Below are 12,554 nucleotides of genomic sequence, written 5' to 3'. Positions count from 1 at the left end.
AGGCTTTTTTTGTGCTTAAAGAAGTGGTATGTAACGAGACGGCAGAAGCATTGTACGGGAAGCCGAAGATATAGTATAATATGATGGAATCAAAGAAAAATGAGAGGAATATACAAATGAAAGCAGGACAAACCGGTTCGGAAAAACGGGAAGGATATATATATGGCATAGACGGACTGCGTGCAGTAGCGGTACTGATGGTTTTCGCCTATCATTTGCGATTGCCATTTGCGAAAGGCGGTTTGCTGGGGGTTACGGTATTTTTTGTTATATCCGGATTTCTGATTACAAGGATTTTGATCACAGAACTGGAGAATACCCATACGATAAATTTAAAAAATTTCTGGCTCAGGCGCATGAGAAGGCTGCTGCCGGCTGTTCTGACGATGCTGCCTGTATTGATCTTTGTTACTGCCATATTCAATAGGGTATTGTTCACAAAAGCCTGCTCTGACTTGCTTTCTGTACTTTTAGGATATAATAACTGGTGGCAGATCTTCAACAATGTTTCTTATTTTGAAAATGCGGGAGCTCCTTCCCCGCTGACGCATTGCTGGTCATTGGCTATTGAAGCGCAGTTTTACCTGGTGTATCCGCTGCTTCTCATATTTTTATCTAAATTGCGGAACAAAAAGAAAAAAATGATGATTGTGACCATTTTGCTGGCTTTTGTATCTGTGATTCTGATGGCAGTTTTATTTGACCCGGCCAAGGATCCAAGCAGAGCATATTATGGAACAGATACCAGAGTCTTTTCTCTTTTGTTTGGATCCTTCTTAGCTTTTGTCACACAGGATGGAAGGTTGGAAAGGAAAGTTGCAGGACTCATCAGGGAAAGCGTTGGCGTGCTGTCTTTCGCAGGGCTTTTGTGTATGATGGCAGCTATTGACGGATACAGCAGCTTTTTGTATAGAGGAGGACAGGCGCTTGCTTCCCTGTTAGCTCTCTTTGTTATCTTGGCAGTACTGAACAAAAGAAGCGTTTTAGGGAGAGTTTTAAGCATTTTGCCGCTGAAATGGATCGGAGAACGTTCTTATGGTATTTATTTGTGGCATTATCCTATTATACTTTTGCTTAGCGGAGGTAAAAAAGCAAGCTGGTGGATTGGCCTGATTGCGATTCTCCTGACTTTTCTTGCGGCTGGATTCTCTTACCGTTTTATAGAAACGCCAATTCGTCATGGAGTGATCAGGAAAAATCTTGATATTATCAGAAGAGAGCCAAGAACAAGGAGAGAGCGTAAAAGACAGATTCGTTTTTTGAGAAGAGGCTTGAAAATTACAGCATTTGTCCTGAGTGTTGGAGTCAGTTCCATACTATGTGTAGCTCTGGTGCCCCGCAAGAGTGTGCTGAGTAACAAAGAAGAGTTAGAGGCGCAGGCTGATCAGGCGAAAGCAAAGCAGACAGATAGTGAAGGAGAAGAAAGTAAGTCAAGAAAAGAGATGACAGACGAGGAACTTCTTGCGGATCTTGATTTGCTGCTTATGGGAGATTCCATAGCCCTGGGAGCATCCGATGAATTTTATGCAGCTTTTCCAAACAGCATTTGTGATGCAGCAGTCAGCAGATATACAACAGAAAGCTTTGATCTGTATGATTCTTATGTAAATGAAAAAGGATGGGCTGGGGACGGAGTGATTTTTGCGCTTGGAAGTAATGGACTTCTCTATGATTCACTAGGTACAATGCGCGAAAAGCTGGGACCGGACATGCCGTTTTTTGTATTCACTGCCAGAGCGCCTTATACGACCTGGGAGACATCAAATAATGAAGAGATTTATGAATTTACAGACTCCACAGACAATACTTATCTCATTGACTGGTATGGTGTAAGTGAAGGACATGCAGAGTACTTCGACGCGGATGAGACTCATCTGACAGAAGAGGGAGCAAAAGCGTATATAGAATGCATAAAGGAAGAGGTGCTGAAAGTTTATAAAGAAGAATGAAAAACCCCGGATCGTTTGGCGGTCCGGGGTTTTTCTGAATGTATATATGGGAAATGAGTAAAAAGAGAGCGGTTTTAAACAGATTCTGCAATTTCTTTTGTTATTTTGAGGAACTTATCCACATCTTCCTTGCCGTGGCAGTGGAGAGGTGATACACGGATTGCTCCAGGGATTCCCAATGTCTCTACGATTCTCTTAGAATACATGCTGCTGCGTACACGCTCAAATACTGTGACGCCGCGTTTCATATATTCAATGACACATTCCGGATAATCAAGACCCTTGATGCCCATGGCAATGATCAGGTCCTTCCATGTCAGATCTTCCATATCTACATACACTTCCACATTCGGGATATGGCGAAGTCCCGGAACTTCCTTGGTTCCTTCCAGCATCCGGTACAAAATTGCCCGCTCCTGCATGTGAATGCGGTTCATACCTTCAACGAAAAGAGTACGCTTGTCTGTACTGTGAATAAAATGTTCACCGATAGAGCATACATAATTGATAACTTCCATAATAGCGGCAAAGTTACCGGGAGTCGGCGTTCCAAGTGCCCATACATCTGCGTCTTTGTGAGTCAGTTTGTGGTGCATCATAGTAGCTACACGGTCAGATACATAGGCAAATCCGCATCCTCTTACACCGAAGAATTTATAAGGAGCGATATTGGCGGCGTCTACGCCCCAGTCCTCCACATCGATCACAGCGTGAGGAGCATGCTGAACTGTGTCAGTGATCACATAAATTTCGGGATTGATCTCTTTTACCCGACGGACAATCTCTTTAATATCCATGATGTTTCCGGAAATGTTGGAAGCAGCCATAATGCTTACCAGACAGGTGTCCTTGTCAACATGTTTCAGCACTTCCTCAACATCAATTCCTCCGGTTGTCTGGTTTGCAGGAACTTCGCGGAACTCTCGTCCTGTTCTTGCACATGCATATTCCACGGCGTCGTGTGCGGAAGGATGTTCCAAACAGGATGTCACTGCGTTTGTTCCCCATTTTACATTTTCAAGAATAACGTCTACGACCTGGAACATTGTCTGGGAAGCGGAAAGTTCTGTTACCAGTGCGCCGGTTTTTGCACCAAATATTACTTCCAGAATTTCTTTTGTTCCTTCGGAAACATAATGAGCCAGCTTAAGCCCCCTTGCATAATTTCTTTCCGGACAATCCGGGAACTGTTCTGCTGCTGTTTTTGCTTCTACTGCTTTGCGAAGCCTTAATGAGCCGCCGGAGTTCTCGAAGAAAAGCCGGGGGCCATATAAGGGATCCTCGTCCGCATAGCAAAATTGGTTTTTTAAATGTTTCTGATACTCATCAGGAAACCAGATTCCGTGTTCTGTGTTCATGATTTCTCCTCCTTTTTTAACAGGAATTTTAATCGTTTATTGTTGCCTTCATCATAGCATGGGGGAAAGAAATTGTGAAATGAAGAATTTTATTGTATAATATTAATAAATTCTATATTTTGAGAAGACGATACAGGAGGCAATATGAACATATCCGAGATAGAAACCTTTTTGATGATCGTAAAAACAAGAAATATCAGTAAGACTGCGGAAAATCTTTTTTTATCTCAGCCTACAGTAAGCCACAGGCTGAAATCTCTGGAGGATGAACTGGATGTAAAGCTCATTACAAGGAAAAAGGGATATAAACAGATTGAGCTTACTGCGCAGGGAGAAGAGTTTATCCCCATAGCGGAGCGATGGGTATCGATCTGGAGAGAGATGCAGCTTTTGAAACACAGACAGGACAGGCTCTATTTGACTGTAGGATGTACAGACACGATGAATGCAGTCCTTATGGATCTTTACCACAAAATATTGACAGAAAAGAATCCGGCTATGAATCTCCATATGGAAACGCATTATTCTTACGAGCTGTATGGGCTTCTGGAAAATCATGAGATTGATATCGGGTTTGTTTATCATCATCTGCATTTTCGCAATATTATAGCAGAACCGGTGCTAAGAGAGAAGATGTATATTGTGCAGCCGGAGAATGCCAGAATCAGAAAACCGTCTATCCATACAGACGAACTGGACCCTTCGGATGAGGTATTTGTAAGTTGGGATGGAAATTTTCGGATATGGCATGACCAGAGGATCGGTCAGGGGAAACTTCCTAAGGTATGGGTAGACAGTTTCGGACTTCTTGATCATATGCTGGAGGAAGACGGAGTGTGGGCGATTGTACCGGCGTCGGTAGTGGATCGGATCTCGCAGTTGAAACCTATTTATATCAGCCGGATCGCCAATGAGGTACAGCCGCCGGAGCGTACGATTTATAAGATCAAACACAGATATCCCAATGAGGCTACTCTGAAAGCGGTACAGATTTTTGAAGAAAAGATGGAGCGCTATCTTCTGGACAGGAATTGGGGATCTTTTGAGAAAAAACAGGAATCAGATTAAATATAAAAAGAGTAAATATATGATACTAAAATAATTCATAAATCTGTTTTGGCAGACACGCGGGAAAAAGACGCGTGTCTGTTTTTTTGAAAAAAGATACTATTTAAGAGATTTACAGATAATATAAGAGTTTTGAATGTAAAACAGAGAGAAAAACAGAAAATAGCAACAAATAAAAATGACTTCTTGAAAAATGGAGGAAAAATAGAAAATGTTAATAATTCATAGACAAATAATCTATTTTTTATTAGAAAATCCCTATGCTATACTAGCTGTAATTAATAAAGAAACGTGAAAATTAAGTGTGACAAATAGACAAAACGCACAAAAATCAAAGTGAGAGAAAGGAGTGAAGGTCATGGAGGCAAAATTTCTGACGGGCGGCGATGAGTCTTTATATGTACAGCTTGGGGACGAAATCAGCCTGGAAGTCAACGGAAGAGTAAAAAGCCTCATGCAGAAACTGGAGGCGGATCCGGTGGACGGTATTGCGGAGATGGTTCCTACCTATGCCACACTGATGATCCATTATAAGCCGGAAAAGATTCTTTACGGACAGTTGGTGGAAGAAGTGAAAAAGAGGCTGGATGCAGGCGGGGAAGAAAAAGAAGAAGTTTCGCAGATCGTAAAGGTTCTTCCTATTTGTTATGATAAGGAGTTTGCGTGGGATTTGGAAGAGTGTGCATCATTTGAGAAGGTATCGGTAGAGGAATTTATCCGGATGCATTCAGAACATGAATATTATGCGTATATGCTGGGAGTTGCGCCGGGACATGCGTATATGGCGAGATTTGAGGAACCGTTCCATTTCAAGAGAAGAACGGAGCCGAGAGTACATATTAACGGGCGCTCCATTGTGGCGGCGGAGAACCAGTCAAACCTGATTCCATTCGATCAGCCATGCGGCTGGAATATCGTGGCAGGCACACCCTGCAATATCTGTGACTATTCCAAAGAGGAACCTTTCCTTGTCAATGCGGGAGACTGGGTGAAATATCAGCCTGTCAGCAGGAAGGAATATGACCAGATCCGTTCTGATGTAGAGCGGGGAACTTATAAACTGGAGACATATGTAAAAAAGGTGGTGAAATAGCATGGGAATTATTGTAGAAAATCCGGGTATACAGACCACCGTACAGGACGAAGGGCGCTTCGGCTACCAGCAGTTCGGAGTATCGCCAGCCGGCCCCATGGATACCCAGTCCTTCTATATTGCCAATATTCTGGCCGGAAACAGGAGAGGTGAAAGTGCGCTGGAGATTACTTTTATGGGACCGGAGCTGAAGTTTGAGAAGGATAATATCATTGCGGTGACAGGAGCCAATGTATCTCCAAGTGTGAATGGAGAGGCGATTCCTATGTACCAGGCAGTTTTGGTACATGCCGGAGATACTCTTTCCTTTGGCGTTGCCAGCGGAGGGAGCCGGGCTTACATAGCATTTTCCGGAGGGCTTGATGTGCCCGTTGTTATGGGAAGCAAGGCGACATTGATGAGAAATAAACTTGGCGGAGTGGAAGGCCGCAAACTGGAGAAAGGTGACAGGATCGGCTTCTGCTGTCCCAGGACAACACTTCCTAATATGGAGATGCGCAGGATGGAGCCGGAGGTATTTCCGCAGGGCGATATTACCTTAAGGGTAGTGACCGGACCACAGGACAGTGCATTTACTGAAGAGGAAGTGCGGAAATTCTTTTGGTACAGTGCAGTGATCACCAATGAATCTGACCGGATGGGGATCAGGCTGGAAAGAGAAGAACCTCTGAAGCATATCAAAGATGGAAATATACTGACAGACGGCGTGGCGTTCGGCTCCATTCAGGTGCCTACCAATGGACAGGTCATTATCATGATGGCGGATCGGCAGACGACAGGTGGTTATACGAAGATCGGAACCGTTATTTCGGTGGATCTGCCTAAGCTGGCGCAGGCACAGCCGGGATATAAGGTTCATTTTGTGAGAGTGGGGATCCAGCTTGCACAGGAACTTTATTTAAGAAATAAGAAGAAGCTGCAGAATCTGGAAAAGAAGCTGGGCCAGAGAAGTTAGCGGAGGAAAATCGTATGAAGTATGAAAAGATCATTGATCTTCTGCGTGAAGTGGAAAAATCCGGGGTAGAGGAATTTGAGCTGGAAAAAGAAAACTTTCGTATCCGCATAAAAAAATCATCCGGAAGCAGCCGGGAACCGGAGGGGGAAGCACAGCCGGATGCCTCGGTTTATGGTTCCGGCAGAAAGACCGAAGATGCAGAAGTGTCTATCCAGGAGGGAACGATCATAAGATCTCCTCTTGTAGGGGTGTTCCATTCAGCAGGAAGCCAGGAAGGAGAGACATCCGTAACCCTGGGAAGCCGTGTGGAGGCAGGGCAGGTGCTTGGAGCAATAGAGGCTATGAAACTGATGAACGATGTAGTATCAGGATGTGCAGGGACGATCTCGGAAATATTAGTGAAGGATAAAGAACTTGTAGAGTACGGACAGCCTCTGTTCGTGATAGAAGAGTAGGGAGTGAAGACATGTTTCGGAAAGTATTGATCGCGAATCGCGGAGAGATCGCAGTGCGGATCATACGTGCCTGCAGAGAAATGAATATCCGAACAGCAGCAGTATACTCTGAAGCAGATGCCGATGCAATGCATGTCAGGCTGGCGGATGAAGCGGTGTGCATTGGACCGGCTGCTCCGGCGGAGAGCTACCTTAATATGAAGCAGATCATAGGAGCTGCCCTGGCTCTGAAAGCGGAGGCAATCCATCCCGGCTTTGGATTTCTGTCAGAGAATGCGGAATTTGCCAGGATGTGTCAGGAATGTGGAATAGCATTTATTGGCCCGTCCCCGGAGCTGATCGAGAAGATGGGAAATAAATCCGAGGCAAAGCAAACCATGAAAGAGGCCGGGATTCCGGTGGTGCCGGGAACGGATTTTCCTGTATCCGGCGGGGAAGAAGCACTGGAAGAAGCAAACAAGATTGGTTTTCCTGTTATGATAAAGGCCTCTGCCGGCGGGGGCGGCAAAGGGATGCGGCTTGCTTATACACAGCAGGAATTTCCGGCTCTTTTCCATGCAGCGCAGCAGGAAGCGATCAACGCGTTCGGGGACGGTACTATGTATCTGGAACGGTATGTACAGGCGCCGAGACATGTGGAAGTACAGATCATAGGCGACCGGTACGGCAATGTAGTACATCTGGGGGAAAGGGATTGTTCTATCCAGAGAAGGCATCAGAAGATGATCGAGGAGTCACCATGCGCCTTTATTTCTCCGGAAATTCGGGAAAAAATGTGCTGCACGGCAGTGGAAGCGGCCCGGGCAGTGGGATACGAAAATGCAGGAACCATAGAATTTTTGCTGGATCAGTCGGGGGAGTTCTTTTTTATGGAAATGAACACAAGGATCCAGGTAGAACATCCGGTCAGTGAACTGGTTTCCGGTGTTGACCTGATCCGGGAGCAGATCCGCACAGCAGCAGGGCTTCCGCTAAGTGTGAAGCAGGAAGATATTGTATTCCGGGGACATGCTATTGAGTGCAGGATCAATGCAGAGGATCCCCTTCACGGATTTATGCCCTGCCCGGGGACGGTAAAAAAGATACATCTGCCGGGAGGGAATGGGATTCGTATGGACACGGCTATCTATCCGGGTTACCGGATTCCTCCGTACTATGATTCCATGATCGTAAAAGTTATCACGTTCGACAGGGACCGTACAGGAGCCATTTCCAAGATGAGCAGCGTCCTTAGCGAACTGATGATAGAAGGGGTGGAGACAAACAGGGATTTTCTGTATGATGTGCTGCATCATCCGGATTTCCTAAGCGGTATGTTCCACACAGACTTTATTGAAAGAAATTATGAACTGTAAAAGAAAGGAAGGAATTATTATGAAGATTGTTGTATTAGACGGATATACTTTGAACCCTGGAGATATCAGCTGGGGAGGAATGGAAGCCCTTGGCGAGGTTACAGTGTACGACCGTACAAAACCGGAAGATATCATAGAGAGGATTGGCGATGCAGAAGTAGTTTACACAAACAAGACTCCGATCACCAAAGAGACATTGGATGCCTGCCCGAGTATTAAATTTATCGGAGTTCTGGCAACCGGATATAATGTCATCGATATTGCAGCTGCAAAAGAAAAAGGAATCCCGGTATCCAATATTCCTACATATGGAACGGCAGCAGTATCACAGTTTGCGATTGCCCTTCTTCTGGAGCTTTGCCATCATATCGGAGAACATTCGGATGCAGTAAAGGCAGGAGAGTGGAGCAGCAATCCGGACTGGTGTTTCTGGAAACATCCTCTTGTTGAGCTGGATGGAAAAACAATGGGAATCATTGGATTTGGCCGTATCGGACAGGACACGGGAAAGATCGCACAGGCGCTTGGCATGAAAGTTCTTGCTTATGACGCGTTTAAAAGACCGGAGCTTGAAAGCGACACATGTCATTATACGGACCTTGATACACTTTTGAAAGAATCCGATGTTATTTCTCTGCATTGTCCGTTATTCCCGGATACAGAGGGAATCATCAACAAAGATACGATCGCAAAAATGAAAGACGGCGTTATGATCATCAACGATTCCAGAGGTCCTCTCATTGTGGAACAGGATTTAAGGGACGCTCTTGACAGCGGCAAGGTTGCGGGAGCTGCTCTGGATGTGGTTTCTACAGAGCCGATCAAAATGGACAATCCGCTCCTTGGAGCAAAGAATGTCATCCTGACTCCTCACATTGCATGGGCTCCAAAGGAATCCAGGCAGAGACTGATGGATATTGCAGTGGCAAATTTGAAAGCATATGTGGACGGACAGCCGCAGAATGTCGTAAACGCATAAATTATTCAGACATGAGTGAGATTTGACCGGGAAATTGGCGGATCTGTACAGCGTGTCTGAAGAAAATAAAGGAAATTAATAAAGGAGGAAATAATTATGTATCATGTGGATCTGAACAGTGACATGGGCGAAAGTTTTGGAGCCTATAAGCTTGGGGGCGACGAGGAGATCATCAAATACGTGACGACCGCAAATGTTGCATGCGGATGGCATGCAGGCGATCCGATGGTGATGGACAAGACAGTACGCATGGCGAAAGAGAGAGGCGTTATGGTAGGCGCTCATCCTGGCTATCCGGATCTGATGGGATTTGGCCGGAGGAAAATGGTTCTTTCTTTCCAGGAAGTGAAGAACTATGTGAAATATCAGATTGGAGCCCTGTCTGCCTTTACAAAGAGCTATGGTATGAAACTTCAGCACGTGGCTCCTCATGGCGCAATGGGAAATCAGTGCCAGTATGATGAAGAGATTTCCACTGCTATTGTTGAAGCGATTACAGAAGTGGACAAAGATCTGATCGTATATTATTGTGCAGGAGCCGTTCTCGGGCAGATCGCAGAGAGCAAAGGACTTCGCACCGCTTCTGAAATTTTTGCGGACCGTGCTTATATGGATGACCTGTCATTGGTACCGAGAAAAATGGAAGGATCCATGATCACGGATGAAAATATCGCTATCGAAAGATGCGTGCGCATGATCAAAGAAGGAAAAGTAACATCCATCAACGGTAAAGAACTGGATATTAAAGGAGATACCCTCTGCGTGCATGGCGACGGACCAAAAGCGCTTGCGTTTGTACAGAAAATACGGGAAAGATTTGAGAAAGAGGGAATCGAGATCAGACATCTGTAGGGTGATACCAAAAACAAAGGAGTGAAAGAGATGAGTAAAGAAAATAAGAAACAAATGTCTGTTGTAAAGAAAATGATGATTGCCCTTGTGGGAGGCCTTGTTGTCGGACTTATATTTATGTTTATCCGAAGCAGCCTGCTTGATTCGGGAAATGAGGCTACGTGGAACCTCATCAACAAAATTTTCTTCCAGGATATTACAGCGGAGGACGGCACGGGAGCGCTGGGACTTCTTTATATTATCGGCCAGCTCTTTATGAGGGGCCTTCAGGCAGCCATCGTACCTCTGGTACTTGTATCCTTAAGCCTTGCAATGTGCAGTATTTCCAGCTCCACCAAGCTTGGAAGGATTGCGGGACGCACGGTACTCGGATTTATATGCTTTTATATTGTAGGTGCATTCTGCGGCGGCGTTGTGGCATATCTGATGAAATCAGCGGGACTTTTCAATGTAAATCTTCCTGCAGAAGCGGTTACTGATGCGGCTACTATTGAGGCGTTTAACCCTCTGGCGACTATTGTGACGGCTGTTCCTTCCAATATCACGGAAGTATTCAGCAGCAATAACAGTATTCTGGCAGTTGTTGTAGTAGCTATTGTGATCGGTCTGTGTCTGCAGGCGCTCGGAGAAAAAGGAGAACCCCTTAAAAAAGTGTTTGAAAGTGTCAGTGAAGTTGTCAATATGTATCTGACATTCCTCATTAATAAGGTGGGTCCGGTTGCAATCTTCTGTCTGGTATCCCGTACATTTGCTATCTACGGTACAGAATATCTTGCTCCGGCCGCAGCCTATATTGTAGGAGCGATGATCACACTGTTTATTCTGGTAGTAACACTTTATCCGATCGGTATCTGGCTGACAACAAGACTGAATCCGATCAAATTCCTGAAGAAGATCGCGAAAGTAGGTGTATTCGGATTCTCTGTAAACTCTTCTGCAGCTACATTGCCTCTGAACACAAGAACAAATCTGGACGAGCTGGGATGCAGCCAGGAAATTACAAGCTTTGTACTTCCTACCGGTATGACGATCAACATGAACGGAACAACGGTTATGCACATGTTTGCAGTTACATTTATTGCAACATCTGCAGGAATCGATGTGACACCGGCAAATCTGGTTGTGGTCGCATTCCTTTCCATCTGTGCAGCAATGGGATGCCCGGCTATTCCGATCGCCGGAACTACTCTGATCGTAACGATCCTTTCCGGCATGGGCTGGACATCAGATGCATGTATGATCGCTTATGCGCTGGTCGTAGCAATTAACCGTCCGGTTGAAATGGCTCTGCTGCCTCTGAATGTTATCGGTGACGCTGCTACAAATGTTATTGTAAATGCAAAAGAAAAGGAATTGAACAAAGAGGTATACAACAGCTAAAAAGCTGTTAAAACAGAATGTCTTGTCTTTTCTTCTGTGATGATATATAATAAAAAAAGCGAAAGTTTACATTATGTCGGTCTTTGCGCCGGCATAATGCAGTATAAGGAAGTGGAGGAGACAATATATGTTAGTATCAGCGAAAGAAATGCTTGAAAAAGCAGTAGAAGGCCATTATGCAGTAGGTCAGTTCAACATCAACAATCTGGAGTGGACAAAAGCAATCCTGCTTACAGCAGAAGAATGCAAATCTCCGGTCATCCTGGGAGTATCCGAAGGTGCCGGAAAGTATATGACAGGATTCAAGACTGTTGCAGACATGGTAAAGGCTATGATCGATGAACTCGGTATCACTGTACCTGTAGCTCTTCATCTGGATCATGGAACATACGAAGGATGCTACAAGTGTATCGAAGCGGGATTTTCTTCTATTATGTTTGACGGATCTCACTATCCGATCGAAGAAAATGTTGCAAAGACAAAAGAACTGGTTGCTGTATGCGCTGAGAAAGGAATGTCCCTGGAAGCAGAAGTCGGCTCCATCGGCGGTGAAGAAGACGGAGTTGTAGGAATGGGCGAGTGCGCTGATCCGAACGAGTGTAAAATGATCGCTGATCTTGGCGTTACAATGCTTGCAGCAGGAATCGGAAATATCCACGGAAAATATCCGGAAAACTGGCAGGGATTAAGCTTTGAAACTCTGGATGCCATCCAGAAGCTGACAGGAAAGATGCCGCTGGTTCTTCACGGAGGAACAGGAATCCCGGAGGATATGATCAAGAAAGCAATTGATCTGGGAGTTGCAAAGATCAATGTAAACACAGAGTGTCAGTTATCTTTCGCTGCCGCTACACGTAAATACATTGAAGATGGAAAAGATCTGGAAGGAAAGGGATTTGATCCTCGTAAACTCCTGAAACCGGGTACAGATGCAATTATGCAGACAGTAAAAGAAAAGATGGAATTATTCGGCTCTGTTGGGAAAGCCTAAGAGCGAAAAGAGAAATGAAGTGGAATAAAGGTGTTCCGGCCGGGAGGTCGGAGTGCCTTTTTCTGGTTAAAGGGAATGTTCAGACGACATAGCCCTCATCAGCTCTTTAAACAGATAGA

Annotated in this window: 11 protein-coding genes; 10 read left to right on the top strand and 1 reads right to left on the bottom strand. The window is 45.0% G+C overall.

What is annotated here, in order from left to right:
• The first annotated feature begins 116 nt into the window (after positions 1-116).
• Positions 117-1,949 carry an acyltransferase family protein gene (locus R2J37_RS14075; protein ID WP_316265656.1) on the top strand — a complete coding sequence of 611 codons (1,833 nt, stop codon included), beginning with the start codon at positions 117-119 and terminating at the stop codon, positions 1,947-1,949.
• Between the two features lie 74 nt (positions 1,950-2,023).
• Here R2J37_RS14075 and R2J37_RS14070 read toward each other — a convergent pair whose 3' ends face one another.
• Entirely contained in the window at positions 2,024-3,307 is a 1,284-nt protein-coding gene (locus R2J37_RS14070; protein ID WP_230105107.1) for an aminotransferase class V-fold PLP-dependent enzyme, read from the bottom strand.
• A gap of 144 nt (positions 3,308-3,451) precedes the next feature.
• On the opposite strand from R2J37_RS14070, the gene R2J37_RS14065 reads away from it, so the two are divergent.
• The 9 genes from R2J37_RS14065 (at position 3,452) to fba (ending at position 12,435) form a co-directional block, all read left to right on the top strand.
• The gene (locus R2J37_RS14065; RefSeq protein WP_230105108.1) at positions 3,452-4,375 is read left to right on the top strand and encodes a LysR family transcriptional regulator; all 924 of its coding nucleotides are present in this window, start codon (positions 3,452-3,454) and stop codon (positions 4,373-4,375) included.
• A gap of 358 nt (positions 4,376-4,733) precedes the next feature.
• A complete protein-coding gene (locus tag R2J37_RS14060) occupies positions 4,734-5,468 on the top strand; it encodes a 5-oxoprolinase subunit B family protein (protein WP_230105109.1) in 735 nt (244 codons plus the stop codon).
• Between the two features lies 1 nt (position 5,469).
• Entirely contained in the window at positions 5,470-6,423 is a 954-nt protein-coding gene (locus R2J37_RS14055) for a 5-oxoprolinase subunit C family protein (RefSeq protein WP_256192999.1), read from the top strand.
• Positions 6,424-6,437: 14 nt separating this feature from the next.
• Positions 6,438-6,878, top strand: a complete 441-nt coding sequence (locus tag R2J37_RS14050; protein WP_316265652.1) for an acetyl-CoA carboxylase biotin carboxyl carrier protein — start codon at positions 6,438-6,440, stop codon at positions 6,876-6,878.
• Positions 6,879-6,889: 11 nt separating this feature from the next.
• Positions 6,890-8,233, top strand: a complete 1,344-nt coding sequence (accC, locus tag R2J37_RS14045; protein ID WP_230105112.1) for an acetyl-CoA carboxylase biotin carboxylase subunit — start codon at positions 6,890-6,892, stop codon at positions 8,231-8,233.
• A 19-nt stretch (positions 8,234-8,252) separates the two neighbouring features.
• Positions 8,253-9,212 carry a D-2-hydroxyacid dehydrogenase gene (locus tag R2J37_RS14040; protein ID WP_230105113.1) on the top strand — a complete coding sequence of 320 codons (960 nt, stop codon included), beginning with the start codon at positions 8,253-8,255 and terminating at the stop codon, positions 9,210-9,212.
• A gap of 96 nt (positions 9,213-9,308) precedes the next feature.
• The gene (locus tag R2J37_RS14035) at positions 9,309-10,064 is read left to right on the top strand and encodes a LamB/YcsF family protein (RefSeq protein WP_316265649.1); all 756 of its coding nucleotides are present in this window, start codon (positions 9,309-9,311) and stop codon (positions 10,062-10,064) included.
• Positions 10,065-10,094: 30 nt separating this feature from the next.
• Positions 10,095-11,444, top strand: a complete 1,350-nt coding sequence (locus R2J37_RS14030) for a dicarboxylate/amino acid:cation symporter (RefSeq protein ID WP_316265647.1) — start codon at positions 10,095-10,097, stop codon at positions 11,442-11,444.
• A 127-nt stretch (positions 11,445-11,571) separates the two neighbouring features.
• Positions 11,572-12,435: a class II fructose-1,6-bisphosphate aldolase gene (fba, locus tag R2J37_RS14025; RefSeq protein ID WP_230105116.1), complete on the top strand. Its 864-nt coding sequence runs from the start codon at positions 11,572-11,574 to the stop codon at positions 12,433-12,435.
• The last annotated feature ends 119 nt before the right edge of the window (positions 12,436-12,554 follow it).

The organism is Claveliimonas bilis (genome assembly GCF_030296775.1).
GTDB classification, from domain to species: Bacteria; Bacillota; Clostridia; order Lachnospirales; family Lachnospiraceae; genus Claveliimonas; species Claveliimonas bilis.
This window is presented reverse-complemented; position numbering and strand designations above follow the sequence as displayed.